Here is a 26,953-nt window from a genome sequence, read left to right as displayed (position 1 = left end):
CGTGGCCCCTATCTCCAAGCCAATCAGCCCCACCGTCGCGGCCATTTATCGCGCCTACGAACAGGCCAACGAGCACTACGACTCGTTGGGCATCAGCGTGGGTGAGATCGCCACGGAGTGCGATAGGGCGCTTTGGTACACCTTTCGCTGGGTCAGCAAGCCTGAGGAGATCGAGGGCCGTAAGCTGTCAATCTTCCGCACTGGCGACCGCTGGGAGGAGGTGATGGTTGCTGACCTGGAGCGCATCGGCGTTGAGGTGTGGGGGCAGCAGGACCGTATCCGACTTGTGGCCGGCCACGTCCGCGGCAAGTGCGACGGCAAGGCGCTGGGGATCCTCGAGGCACCCAAGACAGAGCACCTGTGCGAGTTCAAGTCCAGCAATGACAAAGGCTTCAAGGAAATCCGGAAGCACAAGTGCAAGAAGGCCAAGCCGCTGCATTACGGGCAATGCCAGATTGGAATGCATGCCTTCGGCCTAACTCGCTGTCTCTACATGGTGACGAACAAGAATGATGACGCAAGATACGTGGAACGCATTGAATACGACGCGGAATGGTGCATCCGCCAACTCGCGCGGGCCGAGCGTATCATTAACTCGCCTGTGCCGCCATCGCGCCTGTCTGAGGATCCGGAATTCTTCGGTTGCGCCTTCTGTAAGCACCATGACGTCTGCCACGGAAAGGGGTGGCCGCGCGTCACCTGCAGATCGTGCCTGCACTCAACGCCTGAAATGAGCGGAGACGCTCATTGGTCCTGCGCCAGGTGGGCCAAGCCGCTTGGAGTTGACGAGCAAAAGGCTGCCTGTCCTGCGCACCTTTATATCCCGGCGCTTGTGCCTGGCGAGCAAGTTGATGCAGACGATGAGAGCGAAACCGTGAGCTATAAGCTTTGGAACGGCAAAGACTGGACTGACGGAATGGACAAGGTGGGGGAGGCGGCTTGAGAATCGTAAGTGAGGCCGAATTCAATTCACGCATTAGACTATTGCTATCCGACATTGGCGATAACGTTGGTGCGGTAACAGGGCCTGGCCGCAGTGGCGCTGTTGCTGCGGTTTACGCATCACACATCCTTGGCGTGCCTTTCATCCCGTTCGGCCAAAAGCATCCGCAGCAGCTTGGACGGCTCCTAATCATCGACACTGCGCGCGAGAGCGGATCAACTCTTCGCAAAGCGGCTCGCAAGTATGAGGGCACAACGCCGCTAGTCATCGCCTGTTACGAAGAGCCGCCGCGTGTGGCCTTTTGGTACGAAGCAACGAAGCCACAGCATTACAAGCACGAGAACCTGAGGTTAGCAGCAGCATGAAAGTCATTTTTGATCTTGACGGCACCATTGCCGATATCAGCCACCGCACGCATTTCGTGCGTGGCGACAACAAGGACTGGGAATCGTTCTTTGCCGCCTGCGTGGACGATATCCCGAACTGGCCTGTGGTGAATGCGCTCAAGGCGCACCTTGTGGCGCTCGATGATGTCGAGATATGGTCAGCGCGCAGCGACGTCGTCAAGCGCCAGACGGATAAATGGCTTGCTTTTGATGCCGGCATTGACCCAATGCGTTTGACCCACATGCGCTGTGCCGGAGACAACACACCTGACGTTGAGTTGAAGCGCTATTGGTTGCACCAGACCCACCCTAATCACCGGCCCGACGTCGTTTACGACGATCGCCAGCGCGTGGTGGATATGTGGCGCGAGGAGGGGATTGCGTGTTTCCAGGTTGCGGCCAACTGGGAAGCGTCGCGCCTGATTGAGCCGGTCCAGCAACCGCTTATGGCGCTGCTGGTTGGACCGAGTGGGGCGGGCAAGTCCACCTATGCCAGGCAGCATTTCAATGATGCGTGGGTAATTTCCTCTGACACACTCAGGCATGAATACTGCGGAGACTTCAAATCGCAGGAGCGCAACGACGACGTTTTCGAGGCTATGCGTCGCCTGGCTCGCGCACGGCTTGAGTGCGGCTTGCCTGTGGTCATTGACGCCACCAACCTGAGGCGCCGAGACAGGCTGGCGTTGGTCAGTCTGGCCCCGCCAGGTGTACACGTGGAATACGTTGTCGTTGATCGGCCGCTTTTGGACAAGCTCTCAACTGCAGGGTGGCGCGCATCTGTGATGGTCAAGGGCAAGGAATTGATTGTCGCGCACCATGAGCGGTTCCAGTCGGGCCTAAAAGACATTCTGGCCGGCGACGGCTTGCCCAACGTTTCCGTGTATGACGCGCGCATTGGCAGCGCTGAGATGAAGGTGGCTGCATAGTGGGCACAGGTGCGGAGCATAGTGAGGAAATACTCAGCCTCCACAGCGGCGGGCTGAAGAATAATGCAATTGCAAAGGAAGTCGGACTATCTGCAACGACAATAAGGAAAGTTCTTAAAGCAAATGGCTTGAGATCCAACGCGAGGACCCCAAGGCCTCTAGAGCTTGTCAGCCTGACCGAGGCGAAATGCTCAGATTGCGGAGAGATTAAGCGAATAAACAAATTCGCAATACTTAAAAACGGCAAGGTCCCATATAGGCGGAGCTACTGCAACTCGTGTCTACAAGCAAGAAACTCAGTCTCGCTGAACGCAGATAGGGAAAAGTTCATTCGCTTTCGCCTGCAACAAATAAAACACAGGGCTGGTAAGAAGGGGTTGGAGTTCAACCTGGACGCCACGTGGATACTTCGTCGCCTGGAGCAGCAAAACGGGCTTTGCTTCTACACAGACCTTCCAATTGAGGTGGGAGCCGGCAGAGGGCGCGGTGTTGGCGACAGGGATGCATCTCTATCATTCGATAGGGTTCGAAATGAATGTGGATACACAAAAGACAATGTGGTTCTCGCCGTCCTACGCATCAATCACATGAAGAGCGACGCGACGCTAGACGAGATGTCAAGATGGATGCCGGAGTGGCATTCAAGGGCTATAAAATTTCTTGCAGAGGCGGCATCGGATGAAAATCGAACATATCACTGACGTCCTGCCCCACGTCGAGGGGCGCAAAGATTTCGTTGTCGTGAACAAGGGTGATTATCAGGTTATAGATTATGTATTCGTCGGCCCCGATACATTTGACCATCCGGCTAGAGTCGAGTGCCGTGGCTTGAAGTTTGCCCCAGATGGTAGAATCTTGGCCAGGCCATTTCAGAAATTCTGGAATCTGAACGAGCGTCCAGAGACATCGATTGACCGCATAGAGCTCTCCAAGCCGCACACAGTCATGGAAAAGATGGATGGATCTATGATCCATCCGGCCATCGTAAACGACGAAGTTGTGTTCATGACTCGGATGGGCCGTACGGATGTGGCGCGGAAAGCCGAGCGGCATTTGACGCCCAAGGTGGCCAAACACTGCCGCCTCAATCTAGAGGCTGGATGGACTCCGATATTCGAGTTTACCGCGCCTGACAACCGCATTGTGGTCCATTACGAGGAATCGGCACTCACCCTGCTGGCTCTGCGCAGCACCGTTCACGGGTATTACGCGTGGCAGGAAACCGCCGAGATTACTGCGAAGAGCATGGGTATCGAGCCTGTCCCCATCCACGAAATGTCCGACGACCCTAAGCTATTCCTGCACCATGCCAGGTCGGTCAAGGGAATGGAAGGCTTTGTGATCCGGTTCGCTGATGGCTTCATGGTGAAGGCCAAGGGCGAGGACTACGTTCTTAAGCACCGCGCCAAAGATGCTGTGTTGCAGGAAAAGAACGTGCTCGCGCTTATTGTGCGCGACGAACTTGATGACGTTCTGCCTCTTCTTGATGCGCCCGATCGAGCCAAGGTTGAGCGCTACCGGGCTGACGTGTTAGCGGGCATCAACGAGGCTGAAGACGTCCTGACGCGCATGGTATCTGCCGGCAATGGCGTTGACCAGAAGACGTTCGCGACCGTCCTGCTAGGCGACGTTATCCCGCAGGTGCGTTCGTTGGCGTTCCAGGTTCGCGCTGGAGCGCAGGCTCGAGAAGCCATCCTTTCGGCAATCATCAAGAACGCTGGCTCAGCGTCCGGAGTCGACCACGTGCGCCCACTGTTCGGTGCGGTGTTCGCGGCTAACGATAACCGTCCTACCAAGGTGGCAGCATGATCCCCGCAAACGACAACACCCAGCCTAGTGCGCGACCCGCGTGGTTCGATGAGCTTCTGATCAACTATCAACCCTTCATTTACAAGCGGTGCATCGCTGCGCCGCACATTGAGGTGGACGAAACCGCGCAGGCGATAACGCTGCGCGCGCTCGAGAAGTGGCACCAGTATAAGCCCGGCAAGAACTTCGCGGTTTGGCTTTCGTTCATGTGCCGGGACATCCTGCGCGAGCACAAGCACGTGCCCGACATGGCTGCGCAGTCGGAGGCCGTCACCCAGCCGACGCAAGAAGCAGCGCTTGATATCACCCGCGTTATGTCCCGGCTCACTAGGCGCGAGGCACGTGCTGTGACGCTGGTAGCCATCGGCCACACCAAACTCGACACCCGCAAAAAGATGGGTGTCTCGCGCGAGGCGCTGGACAACATTCTAGCTCGTGCGCGCGCCAAGGTTGGCAACGATAACTACCAGCGTAAGGCGGCCTGATGCTTGAGCTGCGACAATACCAACGCGAAAGCCTGGACGCACTGTACAAGTACTGGGAGGAGGGTGGTGGCAACGGGTTAATCGTTCTGCCGACCGGCGCTGGTAAGGCGCTGGTCATTGCCAAGCTGATTGAGGAATTGCTGCGCGACTATCCGGACATGCGGATTGTCAACATCACGCATTCGGCCTCGCTTGTTGAGCAGAACTTCAAGGAGTTCATTAGCCTCAGCCCGTTCGCGCCGGCTGGCATTTACTCGGCCAGCCTTGGGCGGCGTGATGCGCGTGCGCAGGTGCTCTTCTGCGGCATCCAGTCAGTGTGCAATCGGGCCGAGTTGCTGGGCGAAATTGACCTCATCATTGTGGACGAGGCCCACGCCATCAGCCGCAACAGCGAAACGCAGTATGGGAAGTTCTTTGCGGCAACGAAGGAGATCAACCCGGAACGGCGCATTGCGGGCACGACAGCCACGGATTACCGGCTTGACTCGGGACGCCTGACGGAGGGCGATGACCGGCTGTTTGATACCGTTGTCTATGAGGCCAAGCTCACAGACCTCATTGACGAAGGGTATCTCACGCGGCTCGTCAGCAGCAAGACAACGGCCAAGATTGACCTGAAGGGCGTCGGCACGCGCGGTGGCGACTACATTCCAGGCCAGCTGTCTAATGCGGCCGAGCGGATCATTGAGGACGCCATTGCCGAGGACATGATTATGTCCGAGGGGCGACGCGCGGCGTTGTACTTTAGCACCAGCAAGGAGAATGCCACCCATATTGCTGAGGCGATCCGTAGGCATGGCAGAACTTGCGCGGTATTGACCAGCGACAATGCGCACCAGACGCGGCAAATCTTTGATGCGTTCCGTGCTGGCGAGTATTGGGCGATCTCATCTGTCAACATGATAACGACGGGCACCAATTTCCCGTTCGTTGACTTCATATCGCTGCTGCTCAGCACCAAGTCTGCCGGAAAGCTGGTGCAGATCCTTGGCCGAGGCACCCGCAACTCGCCCGGCAAGGCGGATTGCTTGATTGCCGACCATGGCAAGAACCTAGCTTATCACGGGCCGATCGACCAAATCAGGCCGAAGGCGCCGGGCGAGGGGATGGGCGAGCAGCCAACCAAGCTCTGCCCGCAAGACAGAAAAGACGAGGACGGCAAAACAGGTTGCGGCGAGTTGATTCCGATTTCGCGCATGACGTGTCAGTGCTGCGGCTATATCTTCCCGCCTTCGGAAGAGGAGAAGATAACCGCCAATGCGGACATCGCGCCTGTCCTGTCTACGGCTGCGCCCGTTTGGCACGCGGTTAGCGGCCGAACATTCCGGGAGCATCCACCTAAACCGGGTAAGCCGCCGAGCATAAAAACCACATACATGGTTGGACTCACGGCGGTTAACGAATGGCTTTGCCCGCAACACGCAGGGTTTGCTGGAGCAAAGGCCCAACGCTTTTGGGCGCAGCACGGCGGACAACGACCGTTTCCTAAGACTGTAGATGAGTTCTTGGATCGCGCTAGCGAGCTCCTGACGACGGCTGAGGTTCAACTCAAGCCAGACGGAAAGTATCAATCCGTGGTCGGGTGGAAGGCGGGAGAGGCATCCGATCCAAAGCCCGTGGCCGACAACGACAACTGGAAGCCGTTGCGTGCGGCCGGTGATGATTGGGACGAGGATATTCCATTCTAAGTGCGGCCACTAGGCCGAGGTAAAGCGTGCAAGCCGACTAACGGGGCACGAAATGACGCTACAGACTACCGATCGACAAGGCGACTGGAAGCAAACCTACACCGGCAAGCAATATTGGCCGATCGATCCCAGACCCGAAGACGTTGACATTATAGATATCGCGCACGCGCTTTCAATGCTGTGCCGCTTCGGCGGGCACTGCCTGGAATTCTATAGCGTGGCTGAGCACAGCGTGCACATCGCGCGTTGGCTTTATCCGCGTCATGGCGCACGCATTGCTCTTTATGGCCTCCTGCACGACGCGACAGAAGCGTATGTTATTGACGTGCCTAGGCCACTGAAGCCGTTTCTTTCCAATTACAAGGAAATAGAGCACCGGAATTGGCTTGCTATCGCTGCAGCGCTCGATCTGCCTGCAAAACTTCCGCCATGCATCAAAGAAGCCGACATCCGCATGCTTTCGACCGAAGCAAGTCAGAATATGGCTTTCTGCGCTACGGAGTGGAGCACAACAACTGAGCCGCTTGGCGTTGAGTTGCAGTGTTGGACGCCAGAACGGGCGAAGGTCGCGTTCATTGATTGCTACCGCGAGTACACGCTTGAACGCGAGGTGGCAGCGTGACGCCACTACCGCAAGGCCCATTCGGCGCCATCCTCTGCGATCCTCCCTGGTCCTTCCGCACCTACGGCGGAAAGAACTTGGCTCCAACGCAGGGCGATCAACCCTATCCAGTCATGTCGCTCGCCGATCTTAAGGCGCTACCAGTTCAGTCCGTCGCAGCTAAAGACTGCATTCTGTTCATGTGGACGGTGGCCCATCTGCAGGACGAAGCAACCGAACTAGCCAAGGCATGGGGCTTCGTCCCGAAAAGCGTTGCCTTTATCTGGGATAAGGGGCGCGTTGGCATGGGCTATTGGACGCGCCAAGAGGCGGAAATCTGCAAGCTATACACACGCGGCAAGCCCAAGCGCCTGAACGCAGACGTCCGCCAGATGATCAGAGCGCCTCGCCGCGAACACTCGCGCAAGCCTGATGAGCAATACAGACGCATTGAGCGATTGGTTGCTGGTCCGTATCTGGAATTGTTCGCACGTCAGGCGTGGCCGGGTTGGATAGCGTGGGGCAACCAGACCGACAAGTTTGTTCCGGCCAACGACAACGCCTTGCCGCACGTGAGTGCCGCATGACCAGCCTAAACCCAGTAGGCACCTGCCTGATCTGCAAACGCCGGCACGATAATATCGGCTGGGCACCGCATGACCGCGCACCCGTCAAATGGGTGTGCTGGGACTGTCTAGACGAAACGCACAACGGCATTCGTTCGAAACTACCAAGGATCTATCACATGGCACGCAAGCAAATCGACGATTACGAGCGCCGCGCCCTCGAGGATGGTGGCAATGCCGGCGGCGAGTATCTGGACAGCATCGGCAAGACCGACCTCGCGAGCCTGGACGAAGAAGAGTGGGGCACGTTCTTGGGCAAGGTGCTAGTCGGGTATGCCGACAGCATGCGGGAGATCATTTCAAAGGAAGTTCCATACTGATGACACCGCAGGACGCACTTGAGAGCGCCATCAGCGATTACGCCGCGCTGAACCACGGCCTGATCATCGGCGAGCGCGAGATGGCCGAGCACATCATTGAGCATATGCGCCAGCACTACGGCTATACCATTTGGCGCGCAGTCACGCCAAGCTTTAGCTGCGAGGGGCAGCATGCAGATTGAAACCGCCGCCCAGCCACTAGACATCGCGCTATCCTACATCACCGGCCGCACATGGCCGGTTTTTCCATGTCGGGCCGCTGACGAGGAAGCCGTAGACCGCGTTACCGGGCAGACCAAATTTGACCCGGAAACGGGCGAGGTGGATATCCTCAAGGTCAAGACGCCAATCACGGACAACGGGTTCAAGGCTGCCACCAGGTTCGCGCATATCGTGCGGCGCTGGTGGCAGGACAATCCCACGGCGATGGTCGGTGTACCGACAGGCGAGCGCATCGGCGCGTGGGTACTGGATATCGATCCGCGCCATGACGGCAACGAGACGCTGGCCGCCCTTGAGGCTGAATATGAACCTCTGCCCGACACACTGACAGCAACCACGGCAAGCGGGGGCAAGCACTACTATTTCCGCCACGTGCAGGGAGTGCGCAATCGCGGAAACCTCGGCCCCGGGATCGACGTGCGGGGAGACGGCGGATACGTCATCGCGCCCGGCAGCGTCACCATGGCCGGCGGCCGATATGAGTGGGACAACGACCTAAAGCCGGTTGACGCGCCGCAGTGGCTGTTGGATCTGGTGGTGCGCAAGGAACGGCCATCTACGAACCAGCCCGCGAGCTCAGCCCACACCAACAGCGCGTACGTCAATGCCGCGGTAGACCGCGAGTTGGCCGAGCTCGCCGGCACTGGCATGGGCAACCGGAACAATGCCCTCAATGACAGTGCTTTCAATCTGGGACAGTTCGTCGGTGCCGGCGCGTTGCCCGAGTCCGAGGCTCGAGCCTTGCTTCAGGACGTTGCGCGTGGTTGGGGTAGGGACTGGTCGCGCTGCCAGAAGACGATTGAGAACGGCTTGGCAGCTGGCATAAAGCAGCCGCGCGAGATTCCGCAGCCCGAGCAGGACAACACCAGGCTGGTGGACATCAGCCGAATGATTGAGAACGGGCTGCGCAAGGCGAAGACCAAGGCCCAGCCAACCACCCAGCAGCCGGTAGACGATGAGCCGGACGAACCCGCGCCTGAAAGGGAACCGGTAAAGCAGGACAATAGGCCGCTTACCGCAACGCCATTCGCGGTGGTCGACCCGCGTACGCTACCGCGCCGGGAATTCACGTTCGGGACCCACTACATTCGCAAATATGTCTCCGTGACGGTTGCCCCGGGCGGGTTGGGCAAGACATCCAACAGCATCGTGGAGGCGCTTTCGATGGTATCCGGTAAGGATCTCGTGGGGACTAAGCCACCCGGCAAACTCAATGTGTGGGTCTTCAACTCTGAGGATCCTCGCGACGAACTGCAGCGACGCATCATGGCCGCCTACCTACACTACAAGCTCAAGCCAGAAGACGTGGAAGGTCGCCTATTTCTCGATACCGGCCGCGAGCAGGAGCTTGTCATTGCCAAGGACGACAAAAAGGGCGTTCGGATAGTCGAGCCCATCGTGGAGGCCATTACCAACCAGATCAACGCCCTGAAGATCGACGTCATGATTGTGGACCCGTTTGTGTCCACCCATGCCGTTAACGAGAATGACAATGGCGCGATCGACAAGGTGGCAAAGCTGTGGTCGCATATTGCCGACCGGACGAACTGCGCCATTGATATTGTCCACCATCTCAGAAAGGTCGGCGACCGCGAGGCCACGGTTGAGGACTCCCGCGGTGCCGTTGCGCTGTTGGGGGCCGCCCGATCGGTGCGCGTTCTCAATCAGATGTCGGAGGATGACGCCACCAGCGCGGGCCTCGCCAAACAAAACAGGTTTGAGTACTTCAGCATCTATCAGGGCAAGAGCAACCTGACCAAGCGTGCCGCCAATGCATCGTGGCGCCGACTTGAGAGTGTTGGACTCGGGAACGGCGTCGGCATGACGAAGCCGCAGGACTTTGCTGGCGTGGTGACGGAGTGGCACTGGCCTGGCAGTGAGGATATCGTGGCTGAGCTGACGCCAGACCAAATCAAGATGATCAAGGTCAGGGTAGACACCAGCGAGTACAAGGAGGGCCACCGGGCTAAGAACTGGGTTGGCAATGCGATTGCATACGCACTGAGCTTGGACATGGAGGAGGAGACAACCAGGCGCAAGGTCACAGCGATTTACAAGGCTATGGCCAAGGAGGGCCACCTGGTGAAGTCGGAGGAGCATGACCACGTGCGGCGGGAGGCCGCAGTTTTCATCCGGTCGGATGAATTCAAGGCAGCAGCGTAAGGCGAAATAGCGCGGTTTGTCCGCGCTATTTTTTTGTCCATGAGCACAACCACAGGTTATTTCACCACAACCTATGATGCTGCACGATAATAAGTGCACGATAGGACTTTTTTGCCCTTTTCTATCGTGCAAAACACGTCCGCTTACATGCCCGATAATATACATATGTATAATCGGGCAGTAACGTGCGGCGCCACAATAGGACCAGATAGCCTATCGTGCAGATTGGGCAGATTCCGGACTGTGGCTGGACGGGCAATACAAAAATAATCCGCAGGTTTCCTTCCCCGCCGACCATATTTGGCATGGGGACAAAAACCACAAAACTCAAGAACGGCACAAAGGTCGTGCGCCTCACTAAGGCCACACCCGAGTGGCGGCTACAGGCCGCTTCCGTACGCGCTCTGCGCTCCTTACCGGAATTTAACAAACGGTTCACGCTGGCTGCCGACATGGCGGCTGGCAAGCGAGGCCGGCAGAACGCGGCCATAGCCAAAGCCACCGGCATGGTGGCCGGTGAAGCGGACCTAAGAATCTACCTAGAAGGCGGGCGGCTCGGCCTAATCGAGATGAAAGCCGAGAAAGGCCGCTTGTCGCCAGAGCAAAAGGACAGGGGCGCGCTGCTGGCCCGGCTGGGTTTCCACCGCCAAATGGTGATTAAGGCCGCCACGGAGGACGACGCTGCGATGCAGGCCGTGTCTACCGTGATGGGGTGGTTGGCGGCGAATGATAACGAGAGGGGCGAGGTAAAAGGTGGCAGTTAACGCCAAGGAAGTTTTTATCAATGCGCCGGACGGAACCCGGAAGAAAGTTCTGTATGCAGTGAAGGGATCGATTAATGAGCATATCGCAACAACGTGGCTGATGCGCCAAGGGTACAACGTATTCCGGAACGTTGCACCAGTGGGCCGCGCCGACCTCGTAGCCAAGAATTGGGATAGTGGCGAGGTGGTCTGGGTAGATGTGAAATCCCAGGGATACGATCCAGATTGCAAAAACGGCTTCACGAAGTGGAGCGCAGGCCAGCACGAGCAAGCGCGAAGATATTCCGATTCGGATATCAAATATCTCGTTGTGAGCGACGATGGCACATGCAGATGGCATGGCGAAGACGCTATAGAAGAAATCGATGATGATAAGTTCTGGCTTGACCCAAGGAGCGGGCAGAAATTTAGGCACCCGCGCGACGAAATGAGCCAACCCGAGTGGTCTATTTTTTGTCACTGGATGCTGAAGTATTACAGGCAAGATATAACGCCAGATCAGGCTCAGATACTTTGGGCTGGTAACAAGTCAACAACGGGGAAGGGGCGGCCCCTACTCAAATTCCAGATTGAAAATCTCGGGAAGGTCCGCAGGTTCCTTTACCGCAAGATAACTGGGAGGGAGCCGTTCCCTCAAGCGGCAAACGACAATTGTGAGCCAACGGAAGGCGCGACTAATGAAGCCGCATAACGTTGCAACCAACCGCAAGCCATATCCAATCCTGTCGGCACTAAAGCGCGAAGGTGACACGTTTTCGCTGGGCGCACTTCGCCTTTGGATGACTGATTACCATGATGGGCCTCCTCAGTTGGCCGCCAACGACAATGATCCTGACGTCTGCCCAGTGGAGTGGGAAACGAATAGGTACGAGAGGTCGGCTGAAGAGCTAATTGCGGCGTATGAGGAGGACAAGAGTATGGAGGGAGAGCCGGGTTATGAGCCGAGATACAGCGCCACTCTCCATGGGGAAACCCAGACTCCAAAGATTCGCAGAACAAAGAAATCAATGCCTCCGCCAGCCGACGTTGATGCTGAGTCGGAAATGGAGCGCAGCATTGAATCAAAGAGAATGCGGGCCTGGCTTGGCGCAGATGCAGAAATCCTAGATATGGCAATCGGACCACACACTTACCGAGATGTGGGTAGACATATCGGGGCAACCGGCTCAGACGACACGCTGGAAAGGGCCGGGAAGAAGGAAGTGAAGGGTGTCGCGAAGACGTTCTGGGATAAAGCAGCCGCTTAGACCAACGGTTTGCCGGCGCTACCGTTTACTAAAGAGCATGGGGCAATTTTTCTGCCCCGAGTATTTCTTGCACGCACGTTTAGTGGTGCCCCCGACAGCCGATATACCGGCCGGGGTTATTTTCAGAAGTGCCATGGTCGTTCACGCTCGCAAGCCCGCTGATATCATTGCTGAAGAGCTGTGGGACCACGATGACCCGAACAGCGCCGCCGATGACGTTATTGCTGCGCTCGAGGAAGCCGGTTGGCGCTTGGTGTTTGTGCCTGATGATTCGGAATAATTTATGCCCGCGTTGAAAATGCGCAATATCAGTCCCAATAAAGACTGACGCCACCGGGACGTTCCCGGATTTTATAAGCAGAAGTAGAAGGAAGTTTCGATGTTTACCGTATTGCACAAGACCGACATTGGCGACGTTTATTATCACGCTGAAGAGGTCGCCACCCTTGGGCCAGACCATGAGTACGCTGGCTGTATTTTAGTGACGCGCCCGGATCTGCAGCTGCCGCTAACGCTTGTTGGCGGCGTCGCTTACGTGATGAATGGTAGCGGCGCCACTGTTGGCAAATACGCATTGCCAAAAGGTCCGGCTTCTTTGCCGTAACTGACTGGATGTAGCGCAGTAGGTAGCGCACCTGATTTGGAGTCAGGGGGTCGCTCGTTCGAGCCGAGCCATCCAGACCAATGACCGACCAGCGTAGTGCACAAGCAAGCGAATATCGCAAGCTTTACAATTCTGGACGTTGGAAGCGTTTACGTGAGCATCAGTTGCGTACAGAGCCGTTGTGTCGGTTCTGTATGCAGCAAGAGTTAGTAGAGCCAGCAAACGTTGCCGACCACATCAAGCCACATAAGGGCGATGTGGATTTGTTCTTTGATCCTAACAACTTGCAGTCACTATGTGCAGCGTGTCACGACAGCACCAAGCAGCGAATTGAGTTGGGTCAGACGATCGTTTCATTCGGATCTGATGGTTGGCCGCTTTAATGTCGTTTGTTTGCGAAGAGATTCTTAGCGCAGCAAACGATAATGTCGCGCCAAGTAGGTACAGAAATGCTCCTGAGCGTGAATGTGTCGGCTGCGGAGTGGCGTTTCGTCGCAAGGGCAATAGCAAGGACGCTGCGAAATATTGCTCACGCGAATGCGCGTTTGCAACAGGTGGCTCTGGCCGACCGAGACTGGTAACAGAAGAAAACAGGAAGTCGGCAAGAGAGTTTCGCGTTAGCTTCTCCATCGCGAGATGTGTTTGCGTTGAATGTTCGAAGTGGTTCAGCGCAAAGAGCGTTCAGGCCGCACGCTGTGAGACATGTAAGATAGCTCGCCAAGATTCCTTACGTAGCGTCGTGCGCTCGGAACGGACGTGTCCTAACTGTAGTGTAGTATTCATACCGCCTTATGGGCGAGCGCATGCGGTATACTGCAGCAACGAATGCAGCCATAGACGCAACGTTCGGATGTATCGTTCTCGCCGCAAAGCAAGGGAACGCGGTGCTGCCAACGATAACTTTGATCCAATAGATGTTCTCGAGCGTGATGGTTGGCGGTGTCAGTTCTGCGATATAGCGACTCCAAGGCGGTTGCGCGGAACCATTGAACCTAACGCGCCAGAACTGGATCACATCGTGCCACTGTCTATGGGCGGTGAGCATACAGCCCGCAACACACAATGCCTCTGTCGTCAGTGCAATGGCGACAAAAGCAATAACGTGTTGGGTCAATTAAGATTATTTGGTTGATGTTGTACCCCGGCCGACCGTCACAGAGCGATGGAATTGATTTGCCTGGTAGGGGGATGGTCAAACCTTAGGGCATCGCGCCCAAAGACCGCCGCCCCAATCACACGTTAAATCCCGCAAATTTCGACCTTATTTTTGATATGCATTTAGATCATGGGTGCGAGGGGTAGGCGGCCAGAGACGCCAGAGATGCAGGCGCTGAAGGGAAACCCTGGCAAGCGCACAAAGCGCCCACCGTCCATTCGACCATCCGGCGACGTCTATATCCCGAACTACCTTCAAGGTGACGCGCGGGATTGTTTCGAGATGATCGTGGCGGCCATGCCGCCATCAACTTACGCCTCAACTGACGTTGGCGGTATCGCGGTTTATGCAACGGCATGGGCAGACCACAAGAAAGCGACGCAGGCGCTGCTGGTTGAGCCGTCGATTGTGCCGGGGTCCACGGGAAATCTTCAGCCCAACCCATGGTACAAGATCAAGAACGAGGCCGCCCGCATAATGATGGCGATGGGCGACAGGCTGGGGTTGGATCCGAAGGCGAGGGCAGCAATATCGCTCCCGCAGGACAAGCCAAAGTCCAAGTTCGCCGGCCTGATTGGGCAGTAAAGCGGTTAGGCTTTACCAAGGACGGATTGGCCCGCGCTGAACGCGTTATTGCGTTCATTGAGCTGCTTAGGGTGCCAAGCGGCGAGGGGCAGGGCGGGTTTATCCGCCTCCGCGACTGGCAAAAGCAGTTCATCCGTGACCTGTATGCGCCGCACCACGCCGCCGGCAACCGCAAGGTAAGGCGCGCAATTCTTTCGGTGGCCCGAAAGAACGGCAAGACAATGCTGATTGCTGCGCTCGTGTTGGCGCACCTTGTCGGGCCAGAGGCGATACCGAATGGAGAAATCTATTCGGCCGCCACAGACCGTGAGCAGGCCGGTCAGGTGTTCAAGTTCGCCAGACAACTGGTGGAGGCTGAGCCTGAATTCGCGCCAGGTGGCGAGTTGCCAATTACCGTAGTGCCTTCAACGAAGACGCTGCTGCACAAGCCAAATGGTTCATTCTATCGGGCGCTGTCTGCCGAGGCAGGCACCAAGCATGGTCTGAATCCATCGGTTTGGATTTACGACGAGCTGGCGCAGGCCAGAGACCAAGAGCTGTACGAGGTTATGAACACCTCGCAGGGCGCCCGCAAGGAACCTCTTGGTATTGTCATTTCGACGCAATCGCCGGATCCGGAGCATCCGCTTTCCAAGCTGATTGATGACGGCCTGGTGGCGAACGACGAAACGGTTTTGGTTCATCTGTACTGCGCAGATGATGAGGCCGAGGTGATGGATGAGGCGGCATGGGCCGCTGCAAATCCTGCACTTGGTGACTTTCGCTCTACCGAAGATTTGCGAGCGCTGGCTGTTCAGGCCGGCCGAATGAAGACGCTAGAAGCGTCATTCCGGAATCTGTACCTCAACCAGCGAGTTGACCAGACTTCGCCGCTTATACCGCGGTCGGAATGGAAGGCCTGCCAAACGGGCGAAACGCTTGTTGCTAGCGAGGAAGTTTACCTCGCGCTCGACTTGTCCGGTGTGCACGACTTGACGTCGCTGGTAGGCGTCAACGCGGACCCGAAAGAAGACCGACTTAAGGCGTGGCACTGGAAGCCGAAAGAATGGTTACATGACCACGTTAAGCGCGATCGGGCACCATATGATGTCTGGGCTAAGGATGGTTGGCTTGAGACACCTCACGGTCGTGCAATCGATTATTCATTTGTTGCCTCGCGTATAGCCGAGATCCGCGAAGAGTATGTTGTCCGCGGCATTGCCTATGACCGCTGGCGCATCGAGCAGTTGCTGGTTGAATTTCAGCGCCTTGGTGTCGACGTCTACATTGACGGCAAGGACAAGTCTTACGACGGCGCGTTGCGCCTTATCCCGTGGGGCCAGGGTTACCGCGATATGTCGCCAGCAGTTGAGGCTCTAGAGGCTTCCGTCGTGCATCGGCGCATGAAGCACGACGGCAACCCGGTCCTTGGCTTCTGTTTTGCGAACGCCATTGCGGTGACGGACGCTTCCGGCAACCGTAAACTGGATAAAAGCAAGACGCGGTTTCGAATTGACGGCGCGGTGGCTACCGCGATGTGCCTTGGTTTGAAGGCCCGTGAGATGGTACCGGAAGGCTCGGCTATTTCCCCCTGGGACGATCCAAATTTTTCCCTCGCTAAGATCGGCACTTAACTAAATATGGCATCGCGACGAGGCAAAAAAAGCGAAGCTAGAAACGTCGAAAACCCGACGATTCCGGTTAGTTCTGACGGTTTTCTGGCGTTTTTTGGCGTCAATCAAACGAATTTGCCGCATGTCACGGTCGATAGTGCGCTTTGTGTGCCTGCTGTTGCTGCTGCGGTTGCTTTTCTGTCTCGTACCATGGCTGCTCTGCCACTTCATGCGTATCGAGACACGAAGGATGGCCCAAAGAAAATCAGCGGTAAGCTCGAGTCTGTTATCCATGATGCGCCGAACGATGAAATGGATAGCTTCAAGTTTCGTCAGTATTTTTGGCAGCAAGTGTTCACGGGCGGTCGCGGCCTAGCGTGGATTGAACGCGCGCCGCAGGGTGTCGAGGCCATTTGGCCCATGAACCCTTTCAAGACCACCATCCGCCGCTCTGGCATGAAGTTGGTCTACAGCTTCGACGGCAAGGATTATCCGTCAGAAGACATTATCGATCTTCCGTTCATGCTGCGGCCCTGTGGCGTCAGACACTACGGGCCGGTTGTCTTGGCATCGAAGGCAATTCAGCTTGCCTTGGCCATGAACGATTACGCCAGCAACTTCTTTGCTGGTGGTGGTGTTCCGCCCTTGGCTCTGGTTGGTCCGCTACCGGCCGGCGCCGAGGCAATTAAGCGCGCGCAGGCAGACATTAAGCGTGCGATCGACTCGGCAAAGTCTAGCAACCAAGCGGTCTTTCCAGTTCCTTCCGGCTACGAGTTGAAGCCGGTTGGCTTTGATCCGGCCAAGGGCCAGATGATTGATGCGCGGCGCTTCCAGGTTGAGGAAATCGCGCGTGCCTGGCAGATTCCTCCGGTGTTCCTGCAGGATCTTACGCAGGGTACGTTCAGCAACACCGAGCAGCAGGATTTGTTCTTCGTCAAGCACTTGATCGGCCAGTGGTCAGAGGCGTTTGAGGGAGAGTTGAACCTCAAGCTATTCGGTCGGGGAAATAACGGTCGATACGTAGAGCACAATCTGGACGGCTTGCTCCGCGGCGACTTCGCCAGCCGTATGACTGGTTACGCAACCGCGATCCAGAACGCCATTCGCACCCCGGATGAAGTGCGGGCGATAGAGAATCTTCCTGCAAAGGGCGGCGCTGCGGATAAATTGTTGGTGCAGGGCGCCACTGTGCCACTAGGCAGCCAGCCTGCACTGGCTGCAAAGCCAGCGAACGATAACCAGCCCAACCCGGACGCGGGATCGGCTTCCAAGGAATCCAAAGCAGCATGACTGAGATTGAGCGGCGTGGCGCAAGCCTAGGCGTTGAGGTTCGCGCGAACGGCGATAAGCGGACCCTGACGGGCTACGCTGCTGTATTCAATTCGAAAACCGATATCGGCGGGTATTTCACCGAGTCGATCGCGCCGGGCGCATTCGACTCTGCCATGACTGCTGATGTTAGGGCATTGGTCGACCACGACTCTGGGCGCGTCATCGGGCGCACCAAGTCTGGCACGTTGCGATTGTCACAGGATACCAAGGGCCTGCGCGTAGAAGTCGACGTGCCGGACACCAGCGATGGTAACGACCTTTGGACTCTCGTTGAGCGCGGTGACATCTCTGGAATGTCGTTCGGCTTCCGAGTGACGAAGCAAGAATGGGACGATACCGACCCGGAAAATCCCATCCGCACCATTCAGGCCGTTGAGCTTTATGAGGTGAGCGCGGTTGCGTTCCCTGCATATGACGACACCACCCTTGCTGCGCGCTCGCTTGAGTCAGCGCGCAAAGAGGCCGAGACCGCAAAGGTTGATGCGGAAAAGCGAGCCGCAGATGCTGCGGCTGCCAAGCGCCGCATTGCAGAGCGCAGGGCCAAACAGGAACAGCAGTTTCGGGGCATCCGGCAGGACGCGCCCGTGTCACCCGGCAAATAGCCGGAGGGCGGACGCGACAAGCGCCCTGCCATTAATCCCACGCCGCTATGCGGCACACCACTTGAGGATACATTTATATGCCTACCCTTACTGAACTCCAGGAGAAGCGCGGCCAACTGATGACTCAGGCGCGCGCTGCGCTTGATGAGGTTGGTGCCAACACCGACGCTTCGCGCGAGGCAGAACTCGAAAAGCGCCATGACGACATTATGGCCGAATTCGACAAGATCGAAAAGCACATTGAGCGTGAAGAGCGACTTGCCGCTGCCGAGAAGGACGCTGAAGAGCGCGCCGCAGCTGCACGCAAGGCCAAGCGCCCGATCGCCGGCAGCGAAGGCGAGGCCCGCGGCGCGGACGAAGGCGACAAGCCCGAATATCGCCAGGTGTTCTTCAAGTTCATCGCTGGTGGCGCTTCGCTTGATGCTTTGGATTCCGATGAGCGCGCCGTGCTGCGCGCTGGCGTTGTGCAGGACATGGAAAAGCGCGTCCAGACTGGTGGCAGCACCACGGCAGGCGGGTACACCATTCCCACTGAACTTCAGGACATGCTCGTTCGGTCCATGAAGATGTGGGGGCCAATGTATGACGAAAATATCGTTAGCGAGTTGAACACATCGTCAGGTAACGCGCTGCCGATCCCGACCACCGACGATACGTCGAATACCGGCGTTGCGGGTACTGAAGGCACTGGGCTGACTGACGACGGTTCGGCCGATGCGGTGTTTGGTCAGAAGCAGCTTGAGGCTTACGACTTCAACACGAAGTTCGTGAAATTCTCCTGGCAGCTCGCGCAGGACTCCATCTTCAACATGGAATCTCTGCTTTCCGACCTGCTCGGCGAACGCCTTGGCCGACTGGCTAACTCGCAGCTTACGACCGGCACTGGTTCCTCGGCGCCGCATGGTATCGTTGCGGCTGCAAGCTCCGGCAAGACCGCAGCTTCTTCCACCGCTATCGTCTATGACGAGGTTATTGACCTCATCCACTCTGTCGATCCGGCCTACCGGCAGTCGCCGAAGGTGCGCTTCATGTTCAACGACCTGACGCTGGCGGCCCTCCGCAAGCTGAAGGACGGCGACGGTCGTTATATCTGGACCATGGGCAACATTCAGACAGGCGCTCCCGGCAATCTGCTCGGCTACAATTACAGCATCAATCAGGCCATGGCGACGATTGCCACGGGCAACAAGACGGTGCTGTTCGGTGACTTCGGCAAGTATTGGGTCCGCAAGGTTGGTGCCCCGGTTATCGGCGTGCTGCGCGAGCGCTTCTGGCCGGATCTCGGCATCGCTGGCCTGATCCGGTTTGACGGCGAATTGCTCGACGCCGCTGCCGTTAAGTATCTGGTTCAGCCGTAATAGTTTGGGGCGGCTTAACTAGCCGCCCCACCACTTCTGGAGATGCATAGATGGCTGATGCCACTTACGTTACCAAAATCCAAGAATCGAATGGCGGCAACACGCTTACGGTAGCCAGCGGCGGCAAGCTTGTCGTTGAGTCTGGCGGCGCTCTCATTCTTACCCTACCGACTGCAGACCCGCACGTGCTCGGCCAGCTTTGGAGTAATGCTGGCGTGCTTACGGTGAGCGCCGGCTAGTGCTTCTCCGTATTACCACCAGTGTCGCCGGGCCTGGATTTGATTTTCATCCCGGCGACGAAACGGAACGGTTCTCAGGCGAGGAGGCTATGCGCCTTATCGCCGCGGAATACGCCGTGCCTGTGGTGGCCGGTGATGGTTTCGAGCGCGCTGTTGCAGTTGACCCGGCGGTTGAGGTGCGCCGCCGCGGTCGTCCACGTAAGGCAGCCTGATCTATGTGGTATCCTGCCAGCGTCACAGTTGCTGCAACAGACGCGCCAGTCTCGATTGACGAGGCTAAGCTTCGCTTGCGCATTGATGCTGCCGACGATGCATCCGACGTCACTTTGATGATTGCTGGTGCGACCGGATACGTCGAGAAATATTGCAATACGCGCCTCGCGACGCAGACCGTCGTGATGAAGTGCGACAGGTTCTCTGATTTTGCATTTCTGCCTGAGGCCCCGCTACAGTCTGTTTCTGGGATCACCTATATTGATACCACGGGCACAACGCAGACGCTTGACACGGCGGTCTACGAGGTTCGCGCTGACGGATTGGATGTTGCTATTGTGCTGAAATACGGCCAGCAATGGCCTGCTGTGCAGCCACGCTCGCGCATCACCGTTACTGCTGTTGTCGGATATAGCGTCGCGCCAGATCCTGTGAAGAACGCAATCTTGCTCATTGTTGGCGGTTCATACGCCAACAGGGAGCCAGCTGATATTCCGGCAGGCGCTCGGCCCGTGCCTGGCGCGCTATGGGTTGCTGGCTGGTCTACTGTTGACAGTCTCTTGGCGAACTATAGGCGCGGGACTCCCTACGAAGGTTCGCACCACGAACACTCCTATTTCCGCGGGCACTGGCTTTAGGGTGTGGACCGTCTAACGGCATTCGTCGCACTCCACCACCTCAAGCTGCGACTTGAAATACTCCAGAGAAATCCGGAATTATTAGATATGGAAATTAAGCGCCCGATGGAGTTGGCCGGCCTAAAAGGCAGGCTGGCGCGAGCCAAAAAGCAAGAGGCTGACATTGCTGCTGTTGGCAAGCGGTATGACGCTGTGATGGACAAGATTGACGAGCTTACTGGCGCTGGCGTCGACCACGTTAGCAGCATGGAGCAATACGAGTCCGACCTGCGTAACACGATTGAGAGCATGGTTGCGGGCGACAACGGTGGCCCCCCTTTAGATGGCCAGACTGGCCCCGCCGAAGTGCCCGCGGACAAACCCCCGTACACCGCTTAACCTGAGGAATTGTTATGGCTGATGTTGCGATTACCGCGGCGAACGTTATTGGCGACGGCTCTTCGCCTCGAGAGACCATGACCGCTGGCGCCGCTATCACGGCTGGTCAGTATGTCTATCTGGATACCGCCACCAATACTTACAAGCTGTCGGATTCCAACGCTATTTCTATGGGTGGACGGCGGGCGGACTGTGCCATGTCGGCCATCAGATCCTCGCGCGTGACCCGGTGGGCGCCAAGACCTGTCGTGGTGTCGCGCTGAACAGCGCTGCTGTAGGGCAACCCCTCACTATCCAAAAGAGTGGCCCGGTTACGGTTGGTGGCACGCTTGTTAAGGGCACCACATACTGTCAGTCGGTGACTCCGGGCGGCATCTGCCCTCAGGCTGACATCACGACCGGCGGTGACGTTGTGGTCCTTGGTGTTGCTACTAGCACCACCGTGCTTAACCTGAACATCCAGAATACGGGCGTTACGCTCTGATGGCTGAGATCAGCTTCATCAACGGCACCTTCGTCAAGGCGAGCGCCAACTTCACGCCGTCTGCAGCGTCGTATGCGGCCGGCAACATCATTGATACTGCGAAGGAGTTTGTTTTTGCCGACCGCCTCGGTAGGCTAGTCCCTCCTGGTTCGCTCATCCGCATGCTGAGTTCGGTCATCAAGATCGATGCCAGCGCCGTCATTTCGGGCGAGGGGGCATATACGGCTCACACATACAGTGTCACGCCGCCGAGCGGGCGCGCTAACAATACCGCCTGGGCTCGCGCCTCTGGCGACTTGCCTGCTTACCGAGGCTCGCTCGCGCTCGGCGCGCCAGTCGCGGCTGGCGGCACCTGCTACGTGAAGACGCAGTTCACGGACACGCAAGACTTCGAACTGGCCGGCAGCAGCCTGTTCATCGAGTTGGTCAATGCAGGCACGTTCACCGCAGCTGCCGTTGCGCGCCAGATCTGGCTCTATGGATTCATCGTCTAATCGTGTCCACGAATCCCAATACTTCGCGCCGTCAGCTGCTCACTCTCCTTGGGGGTGCGAACGTCTGGCAATCCAGCCTGCCCCCCGGCTACGGCTACCGTTACTGGATCGACGGCAACGGCCAAAATCAACTGATCCTCTATCAGGACGCGAGCGGAAATTACTACCCGCTGATCGCGCCACTTTCTTAAAGGAGCCACGTCAATGACTGTGATCAATGTTCCCGGCGTGGCAACAAACCTCGCCACTCTGAAGGCATACGAGTATTCCACTCCCGGCACTTACACGCTGTCCATTCCGACGACGACAAGCGGCCTCGTTTGGGTTGATGCGTCCGGTGCTGGCGGCCCCGGTGGCGGCGGGGCAACTGCGACTGGTGGCGGCGGTGGCGGCGGCGGTAGCGGCCATTGGGTTAACAACTATCCGCTTGCGGTGGCAAGCGGCCAAACGCTGACCATCTTCATTCCCGGCACGCCAACGGCTCCAGCAGCGGGCGCTGCGGGCTCACAAGCGTCTTCCGTCACGATCACGGGCGCGACCGATCCGTTCCCGGTTCTGCTGGGCGGCCTTCCGGGTGCCGCTGGTTCGGCTGGCACGGGCGGCACGGGCGGAAACGGCGGCGGCCCGAATGCTGGCTCCGGTGCTTCCGCAGGCTCTGGCGGCACGGGCTCCACACCGAGAACAGCCATTCAAGGCGGTGGCGCTGGCGGGGGTGGCGGCGGCAACACTGGCGCAGGCTCAGGAGCTGGCGGCGTTGGAGGATGGACCTCTGGCGGTAACGCTGGCAACTCAGGCGGCGGTGGCGGCGCTTCGGGGGCCTTCGGTAACGGTGGAGCGGGCGGCGCAACCGGCGTTGCTGGATCTGCACCGTCGCAGGGCCATGGCGGCGGCGGTGGTGGTGGTGGCTTCAATGCCGCTGGCAGCGTGCCGGGAGCGGCGTTCGTCCGCATCTATGGAGTGATGTAATTGTTTTCGTTTTCCGCTGGCGCATCTCGACCGGCGTTGACGGTCAATGCTGATTTGACCTCGCCGGGCATCACCATCCCTAACAATTTTGTCGGGTTCTCCGTCGAGACTACAGACTTCATCAACGGCTATTTCGATCCGTCGAATACGTCGCTCGTCAATCTCATGAAGCTGATAGGGTCAAATAGCGTACTCAGAATCGGAGGCAACGCCTCCGACAAGGCGACGCCTCCGAACGTCAACAGCACGAACGCTGCCGCGCTGGCGAGTTTTGTTGCGGCGCTCGGTGCGGGCTGGTCGGTAATCTGGGGGCTCGATGCGGTCGCGAATGACGCCACCACGGCAGCCAATCACGCGACAACCATCGCGGCGGCTCTCGGTACGTCGAACGTAATTTTCCAGTTCGGTAACGAGCCTATCGACGTAAACCACTTCACCGTCTCCAGCTATCAGACGATGTGGAATAGCTACTATACCTCGGTGACTGGAGCCGTTCCAGGCGTGAAGCTGGCGGCGTGGGATGATTTCGATTTCCTCCAAACGCAGACGGTCATTGGTGGCCTAACGCCCGGAAAGGCGGGTCTCTCGCTCATCACCCAGCATTTCTATGGGTGGACGGCGGGCGGAAACATCACACCCGGCCAGTTGCTCGGCAGCATCAGGGGATGGAATTTCACCCTCTCCGGTGGCGCCTCGATGTTCCGCAATAACGCTTGGGCCGGAAGCACGCCGCAGCGTTTGACCGAAAGCAACACCCACACGGGCGGCGGCCAAGCTGGTCTGAGTGATACGATGGTTGCGGCCACTTGGTATCTAAACGAAGCAATCACTTTCGCCTCGCACGGCTGGCAGGGTATCGATACCCACAGCATCATGAACGGAAGTGATCCTTTCACGCCGCACTATAACCCGCTCCTGTCAGCGGGCGGCGGCAACTGGACGGCTGGACCAATCTTCTATGGGCAATATCTGTTCTCGAAGCTGCTGGGACAACAGATCGTCAACGCGCAAATTCAGGGTGGCGAGATTAACGCCATCGCGACGATTGGCGCCCACGGCAATGCAAATATCATCGTGGTCAACAACGATGTTTTGCAATCGCATGCCGTGACGGTCGATCAATCGAGCGCTTGGACGACGGCGACGGTTCTGCAAATTCAGGGCGCGCAAGGCGTGCTTGATCCAAACCCGACCATCGGCGGCGCTGCGATCGGCAACGGCGGCTCTTGGAGTGGTTCAACGTTTTCGATCAACCGGGGGCAGGCCGTGACGCTTGGGCCGGGCGAAGCTGCGCTGATCCAGATACAGCCTTAGCCGTCCGCTCCCTCAGGGGGAGTTGGAGCCTGATTCCCGCCCGGCAGATTTGTATAGCATTGATATATCGGTAGCAAATGAAGGCCGGCCCACTCAATAGGCGTGCAACATTCCAGCGGCTGGTGACGACGCCAGACGGCTCAGGCGGCAGCACAACGCTGTGGACCGATTATATTACGGTCTGGGCGTCGTTTACGCCAGAGAAGGCCCGCGAAAAGATCATGCAGGGTCGCATTGCCGACAATCAGGCGGGCGTGCTGCATATCAGGTCTAGTGTGGCGGCGAGGGCCATTGACGGTACATACCGTGTCATCATCAAGGGCGTGACTTACAATATCAGATCGCACGAGAACGTAGATCAGCTGAACGACGTTCTGGAGTTTACCGTCGAGGTTGACGGAACTGTTCCTGCCGGTGCTACTCCGTGACGTGCATGGCCTGCCAAAGAGCCCGCGCCGCTATTTTTTCAGCCATTGCCGGCGGCGCACAGTCGGTTGGGATGGCCAGCGATTACACGTTCCGTGCTGGCGGAATTCACATCAAGTATCTGGCTGGCGAGACTTACCGCAAGGTGCCGGATGCCGTTGTAAGCGCAATTGTATCGGCATCTGCTGGACGTATTTTGGAAGATGCTTGACCCCTCCCTCCCGCTGCAAACCGCCATTTATGCGGCCCTAACGGCTCCCGGTGTCTTGCCCGCTGTTGTTGGTGGTCGTGTTTATGACGAAGCCCCGCAGAACACCCAAACGCCATATGTGTCGTTGGGTGACTGCCAGGTTCTACCTGACAAGGCGGAGTGCATCGACGGATATATTTGCTATCCGATCATCGACATCTGGTCGACGTACAAGGGCTATGCAGAGGCGAAGACTATCGCTGCTGCGATCCTCGCTCTGCTCGATGAGCAGCCGCAGAACCTAACTGTTGCTGGATTTAACGTCGTCGTTCTCGAGATCCACGATTACATGACACTGCGCGACCCAGATGGGGTCTCCAGGCGGGTCAGAATGACCCTCAAGGCGCAAGTTACAGCGTCCTAGTCAATCCTGCGCATTGCGCGCTGGTAACGCTGCCATGGGCAGCAATACGGCCAACCGGCCATTTCATTAAACCTATATAAGAGGTTACGTTCATGACCGGCACCGTTAAGCCGACCGTTATTGCGGGCACGAAGCTCCTGATCCTTGTTGGCGACGGAGCGAGCCCTGAAGTGTTTTCGCAGCCGTGTGGATTGACCAACACCACGTTTACGCTGACCTCCTCGATTGGCAACACGGTAGTGCCGTTCTGCGACGATCCAGAGGCGGCGGCGTGGGACACTAAGGAAGTCACTTCTTTGTCCGCGCAGGTGACGGGCACCGGCGTTATGGCCGTTGAGTCGTTCGCTGTTTGGAATAACTGGTTCCTGAGTGGCTCGGCCAAGAATGCGCACGTCAAGTTGGATAATCCGTCTCTTGGCTCGTACGAAGGTCCGTGGGTGCTGGCGAACTTCAAGCTGACTGGTACTCGCGGCCAGAAGGTTACCGTGGATATCACGCTGGATAACGCTGATATCATCACATACGTGCCTGGGGCATAGTGCCCGGCCCTGACGACGACGTTCAGTCTTGGTTTGACGAAATGCCTGATAAGGTTCAGCGCAAGATGTCAGCCAAGCTGACGGAGGCTGCCGATACGTTGGCTGGGGCCATCAAGGATGCAGCGCCTCGCGGGCCCACCGGCAATCTAAAGGAATCCGTGCAGGTGCGTCAGGACGATGATGGAACGTTCTGGGTTACTGCTGGTGGTGATTTGACCACCAAGGAAGTCCGCAATGGTTCTGGCGTTCCTTACGATTACGCAATGGCCACAGAGTTTGGAACTAGAAACGAAGAGGCGCAGCCGTTCTTTTACAACACAGTAAGACGCGTCGCTCCCGAGTTGCGAGATGAGATTGAAGACGCGATTGATGAGGCGCTTAATGACTGAGCCTATTTCACATCTTCTGGCTTAAGCCCCAGTCGCAGCATGAGCCGCAGCAATTTCGCCACCGGCTCAGGCACTGGATGTTCGTCCAGCGCGTAGCCCTGAGACGTTCTTCGGCCGATGCCGAGCCAATCACCAGCGCGCTCTTGGGACAGCCCTAACGCCTTAATGGCCGCTTTGTATTGGGTGGGAGTCATCAGATCATGCGCTTCGGAGCAACGAGCTTGCCAGCCTTGGCTTGGGCGATGAGCATCTGAAGAAGCGGGGTTGAGCCGTTCTTGGCAACTAGCGCTTCGAGCTTCGCGATGGTTTCGATTTGCTGCTGCTTGGTCATTTGCTTGCTCCGTTTCGATAACTGGACAATACGCTATTCCTGCGTATACGCAAGTGCTGCGTAATCACGAAATGTTACAATTGAGGATTAATGAGCGCTCCGGCAACGAGATCCATCATCTGGGCTCACGGCGAGGATCAATTCTGCCTGTCTAAGGTCGGGCTAATCCTCGACCTTGAGGAGAAGTGCAAGGCTGGTATCGCTGCGATCATTACCCGCCTTGGCAATTCTCAGTGGGGACTTAACGACGTTCGTGAGCCCATTCGGCTCGGCCTGATTGGTGGCGGCATGTCCCCCGAAAAGGCAATGTCTGCAGTGCGCAACCATGTTGATGAGAATCCCAACGGGCTGGCACCGAGCGTTATGGTTGCATACGCAGTTCTTGAAGCCGTATTGGTCGGCGTGCCGGATGACCCCGTGGGAAAAGGGAAGCCGGCGGGGGCGCCAGAAACCGGCTCTATAGAGACGACGGACGCCTCCGACGATCCGAAGTAATTGCGCTCGCTGCCGCTCTTG

General features: G+C 57.6%; 38 protein-coding genes and 1 tRNA gene. 37 read left to right on the top strand and 2 right to left on the bottom strand.

Annotated features, from left to right (window positions below; genetic code table 11):
• The first annotated feature begins 1 nt into the window (after nucleotide 1).
• The 36 genes from SO139_RS03325 to SO139_RS03150 all read left to right on the top strand — a co-directional run bounded on the left by SO139_RS03325 (nucleotide 2) and on the right by SO139_RS03150 (nucleotide 26,106).
• Complete coding sequence (locus tag SO139_RS03325) at nucleotides 2-943, top strand: PDDEXK family nuclease (protein ID WP_498539651.1); 942 nt, start codon at nucleotides 2-4, stop codon at nucleotides 941-943.
• A gap of 361 nt (nucleotides 944-1,304) precedes the next feature.
• Nucleotides 1,305-2,258: a phosphatase domain-containing protein gene (locus SO139_RS03320; RefSeq protein WP_498539650.1), complete on the top strand. Its 954-nt coding sequence runs from the start codon at nucleotides 1,305-1,307 to the stop codon at nucleotides 2,256-2,258.
• The gene (locus tag SO139_RS03315; RefSeq protein ID WP_498539649.1) at nucleotides 2,258-2,959 is read left to right on the top strand and encodes a hypothetical protein; all 702 of its coding nucleotides are present in this window, start codon (nucleotides 2,258-2,260) and stop codon (nucleotides 2,957-2,959) included. Before SO139_RS03320 ends, SO139_RS03315 begins: the two co-directional genes overlap by 1 nt.
• Complete coding sequence (locus tag SO139_RS03310) at nucleotides 2,937-4,067, top strand: RNA ligase (RefSeq protein WP_498539648.1); 1,131 nt, start codon at nucleotides 2,937-2,939, stop codon at nucleotides 4,065-4,067. The genes SO139_RS03315 and SO139_RS03310 overlap by 23 nt, the downstream gene beginning before the upstream one ends.
• Nucleotides 4,064-4,552, top strand: a complete 489-nt coding sequence (locus tag SO139_RS03305) for a sigma-70 family RNA polymerase sigma factor (protein WP_498539647.1) — start codon at nucleotides 4,064-4,066, stop codon at nucleotides 4,550-4,552. Before SO139_RS03310 ends, SO139_RS03305 begins: the two co-directional genes overlap by 4 nt.
• Nucleotides 4,552-6,240 (top strand): DEAD/DEAH box helicase, encoded by a 1,689-nt coding sequence (locus tag SO139_RS03300; protein ID WP_498539646.1) that lies wholly within the window; start codon nucleotides 4,552-4,554, stop codon nucleotides 6,238-6,240. The genes SO139_RS03305 and SO139_RS03300 overlap by 1 nt, the downstream gene beginning before the upstream one ends.
• Nucleotides 6,241-6,292: 52 nt before the next feature.
• Nucleotides 6,293-6,862, top strand: coding sequence for a phosphohydrolase (locus SO139_RS03295; protein WP_498539645.1), 570 nt, complete (start codon nucleotides 6,293-6,295; stop codon nucleotides 6,860-6,862).
• Nucleotides 6,859-7,428, top strand: coding sequence for an MT-A70 family methyltransferase (locus SO139_RS03290; protein ID WP_498539644.1), 570 nt, complete (start codon nucleotides 6,859-6,861; stop codon nucleotides 7,426-7,428). Before SO139_RS03295 ends, SO139_RS03290 begins: the two co-directional genes overlap by 4 nt.
• Entirely contained in the window at nucleotides 7,425-7,787 is a 363-nt protein-coding gene (locus SO139_RS03285; RefSeq protein WP_498539643.1) for a DUF6511 domain-containing protein, read from the top strand. Before SO139_RS03290 ends, SO139_RS03285 begins: the two co-directional genes overlap by 4 nt.
• On the top strand, nucleotides 7,787-7,969 hold the full coding sequence (locus SO139_RS03280) for a hypothetical protein (protein WP_498539642.1): 183 nt from the start codon (nucleotides 7,787-7,789) through the stop codon (nucleotides 7,967-7,969). The genes SO139_RS03285 and SO139_RS03280 overlap by 1 nt, the downstream gene beginning before the upstream one ends.
• Complete coding sequence (locus tag SO139_RS03275; protein ID WP_498539641.1) at nucleotides 7,959-10,172, top strand: bifunctional DNA primase/polymerase; 2,214 nt, start codon at nucleotides 7,959-7,961, stop codon at nucleotides 10,170-10,172. Before SO139_RS03280 ends, SO139_RS03275 begins: the two co-directional genes overlap by 11 nt.
• A 218-nt stretch (nucleotides 10,173-10,390) precedes the next feature.
• A complete protein-coding gene (locus tag SO139_RS03270; RefSeq protein ID WP_498539640.1) occupies nucleotides 10,391-10,936 on the top strand; it encodes a VRR-NUC domain-containing protein in 546 nt (181 codons plus the stop codon).
• On the top strand, nucleotides 10,926-11,627 hold the full coding sequence (locus SO139_RS03265; RefSeq protein WP_498539639.1) for a hypothetical protein: 702 nt from the start codon (nucleotides 10,926-10,928) through the stop codon (nucleotides 11,625-11,627). Before SO139_RS03270 ends, SO139_RS03265 begins: the two co-directional genes overlap by 11 nt.
• Entirely contained in the window at nucleotides 11,614-12,183 is a 570-nt protein-coding gene (locus tag SO139_RS03260; protein ID WP_498539638.1) for a hypothetical protein, read from the top strand. The genes SO139_RS03265 and SO139_RS03260 overlap by 14 nt, the downstream gene beginning before the upstream one ends.
• 133 nt (nucleotides 12,184-12,316) lie before the next feature.
• The gene (locus tag SO139_RS03255; RefSeq protein WP_498539637.1) at nucleotides 12,317-12,463 is read left to right on the top strand and encodes a hypothetical protein; all 147 of its coding nucleotides are present in this window, start codon (nucleotides 12,317-12,319) and stop codon (nucleotides 12,461-12,463) included.
• Nucleotides 12,464-12,562: 99 nt separating this feature from the next.
• Nucleotides 12,563-12,787: a hypothetical protein gene (locus tag SO139_RS03250; RefSeq protein WP_498539636.1), complete on the top strand. Its 225-nt coding sequence runs from the start codon at nucleotides 12,563-12,565 to the stop codon at nucleotides 12,785-12,787.
• A 4-nt stretch (nucleotides 12,788-12,791) separates the two neighbouring features.
• Nucleotides 12,792-12,867, top strand: a tRNA-Pro gene (locus tag SO139_RS03245).
• Nucleotides 12,868-13,170, top strand: a complete 303-nt coding sequence (locus tag SO139_RS03240; RefSeq protein WP_498539635.1) for an HNH endonuclease — start codon at nucleotides 12,868-12,870, stop codon at nucleotides 13,168-13,170.
• On the top strand, nucleotides 13,170-13,919 hold the full coding sequence (locus tag SO139_RS03235; protein WP_498539691.1) for an HNH endonuclease: 750 nt from the start codon (nucleotides 13,170-13,172) through the stop codon (nucleotides 13,917-13,919). The genes SO139_RS03240 and SO139_RS03235 overlap by 1 nt, the downstream gene beginning before the upstream one ends.
• 189 nt (nucleotides 13,920-14,108) lie before the next feature.
• Nucleotides 14,109-14,528, top strand: a complete 420-nt coding sequence (locus tag SO139_RS03230; protein WP_498539634.1) for a phage terminase small subunit P27 family — start codon at nucleotides 14,109-14,111, stop codon at nucleotides 14,526-14,528.
• A 26-nt stretch (nucleotides 14,529-14,554) separates the two neighbouring features.
• On the top strand, nucleotides 14,555-16,141 hold the full coding sequence (locus SO139_RS03225; RefSeq protein ID WP_498539633.1) for a terminase large subunit: 1,587 nt from the start codon (nucleotides 14,555-14,557) through the stop codon (nucleotides 16,139-16,141).
• A gap of 6 nt (nucleotides 16,142-16,147) precedes the next feature.
• Nucleotides 16,148-17,410 carry a phage portal protein gene (locus tag SO139_RS03220; RefSeq protein ID WP_498539632.1) on the top strand — a complete coding sequence of 421 codons (1,263 nt, stop codon included), beginning with the start codon at nucleotides 16,148-16,150 and terminating at the stop codon, nucleotides 17,408-17,410.
• Nucleotides 17,407-18,054, top strand: coding sequence for an HK97 family phage prohead protease (locus SO139_RS03215; protein WP_498539631.1), 648 nt, complete (start codon nucleotides 17,407-17,409; stop codon nucleotides 18,052-18,054). The genes SO139_RS03220 and SO139_RS03215 overlap by 4 nt, the downstream gene beginning before the upstream one ends.
• Before the next feature lie 77 nt (nucleotides 18,055-18,131).
• Nucleotides 18,132-19,412, top strand: coding sequence for a phage major capsid protein (locus SO139_RS03210; protein ID WP_498539630.1), 1,281 nt, complete (start codon nucleotides 18,132-18,134; stop codon nucleotides 19,410-19,412).
• A 50-nt stretch (nucleotides 19,413-19,462) separates the two neighbouring features.
• Entirely contained in the window at nucleotides 19,463-19,651 is a 189-nt protein-coding gene (locus tag SO139_RS03205; RefSeq protein WP_498539629.1) for a hypothetical protein, read from the top strand.
• 215 nt (nucleotides 19,652-19,866) lie between these two features.
• Nucleotides 19,867-20,502: a head-tail connector protein gene (locus SO139_RS03200; protein WP_498539628.1), complete on the top strand. Its 636-nt coding sequence runs from the start codon at nucleotides 19,867-19,869 to the stop codon at nucleotides 20,500-20,502.
• Between the two features lie 87 nt (nucleotides 20,503-20,589).
• A complete protein-coding gene (locus SO139_RS03195; protein ID WP_498539627.1) occupies nucleotides 20,590-20,880 on the top strand; it encodes a hypothetical protein in 291 nt (96 codons plus the stop codon).
• 483 nt (nucleotides 20,881-21,363) lie between these two features.
• Entirely contained in the window at nucleotides 21,364-21,858 is a 495-nt protein-coding gene (locus tag SO139_RS03190) for a hypothetical protein (RefSeq protein ID WP_498539626.1), read from the top strand.
• 2 nt (nucleotides 21,859-21,860) lie between these two features.
• Nucleotides 21,861-22,049, top strand: a complete 189-nt coding sequence (locus SO139_RS03185) for a hypothetical protein (protein ID WP_498539625.1) — start codon at nucleotides 21,861-21,863, stop codon at nucleotides 22,047-22,049.
• A gap of 13 nt (nucleotides 22,050-22,062) precedes the next feature.
• The gene (locus tag SO139_RS03180; RefSeq protein ID WP_498539624.1) at nucleotides 22,063-22,824 is read left to right on the top strand and encodes a hypothetical protein; all 762 of its coding nucleotides are present in this window, start codon (nucleotides 22,063-22,065) and stop codon (nucleotides 22,822-22,824) included.
• Nucleotides 22,825-24,138 (top strand): hypothetical protein, encoded by a 1,314-nt coding sequence (locus SO139_RS03175; protein WP_498539623.1) that lies wholly within the window; start codon nucleotides 22,825-22,827, stop codon nucleotides 24,136-24,138.
• Between the two features lie 77 nt (nucleotides 24,139-24,215).
• Nucleotides 24,216-24,566 (top strand): phage head closure protein, encoded by a 351-nt coding sequence (locus SO139_RS03170; protein ID WP_498539622.1) that lies wholly within the window; start codon nucleotides 24,216-24,218, stop codon nucleotides 24,564-24,566.
• A gap of 5 nt (nucleotides 24,567-24,571) precedes the next feature.
• Complete coding sequence (locus SO139_RS03165; protein WP_498539621.1) at nucleotides 24,572-24,775, top strand: hypothetical protein; 204 nt, start codon at nucleotides 24,572-24,574, stop codon at nucleotides 24,773-24,775.
• On the top strand, nucleotides 24,768-25,178 hold the full coding sequence (locus tag SO139_RS03160) for a DUF3168 domain-containing protein (protein ID WP_498539620.1): 411 nt from the start codon (nucleotides 24,768-24,770) through the stop codon (nucleotides 25,176-25,178). Before SO139_RS03165 ends, SO139_RS03160 begins: the two co-directional genes overlap by 8 nt.
• A gap of 92 nt (nucleotides 25,179-25,270) precedes the next feature.
• Nucleotides 25,271-25,717, top strand: a complete 447-nt coding sequence (locus SO139_RS03155; protein WP_498539619.1) for a phage tail tube protein — start codon at nucleotides 25,271-25,273, stop codon at nucleotides 25,715-25,717.
• On the top strand, nucleotides 25,717-26,106 hold the full coding sequence (locus SO139_RS03150) for an HK97-gp10 family putative phage morphogenesis protein (RefSeq protein ID WP_498539618.1): 390 nt from the start codon (nucleotides 25,717-25,719) through the stop codon (nucleotides 26,104-26,106). The genes SO139_RS03155 and SO139_RS03150 overlap by 1 nt, the downstream gene beginning before the upstream one ends.
• Nucleotides 26,107-26,108: 2 nt before the next feature.
• Here SO139_RS03150 and SO139_RS03145 read toward each other — a convergent pair whose 3' ends face one another.
• Entirely contained in the window at nucleotides 26,109-26,300 is a 192-nt protein-coding gene (locus SO139_RS03145) for a helix-turn-helix domain-containing protein (RefSeq protein WP_498539617.1), read from the bottom strand.
• Nucleotides 26,300-26,437 carry a hypothetical protein gene (locus SO139_RS03140; RefSeq protein ID WP_498539616.1) on the bottom strand — a complete coding sequence of 46 codons (138 nt, stop codon included), beginning with the start codon at nucleotides 26,435-26,437 and terminating at the stop codon, nucleotides 26,300-26,302. The genes SO139_RS03145 and SO139_RS03140 overlap by 1 nt, the downstream gene beginning before the upstream one ends.
• Nucleotides 26,438-26,527: 90 nt before the next feature.
• Here SO139_RS03140 and SO139_RS03135 point away from each other — a divergent pair, with 90 nt between their 5' ends.
• Complete coding sequence (locus tag SO139_RS03135) at nucleotides 26,528-26,932, top strand: gene transfer agent family protein (protein ID WP_498539615.1); 405 nt, start codon at nucleotides 26,528-26,530, stop codon at nucleotides 26,930-26,932.
• Nucleotides 26,933-26,953: the final 21 nt, after the last annotated feature.

It is taken from the genome of Bradyrhizobium sp. UFLA05-89 (genome assembly GCF_059803475.1).
The sequence above is the reverse complement of the archived record's forward strand: the minus strand, read 5'-3'. Positions and strand labels throughout refer to the sequence as shown.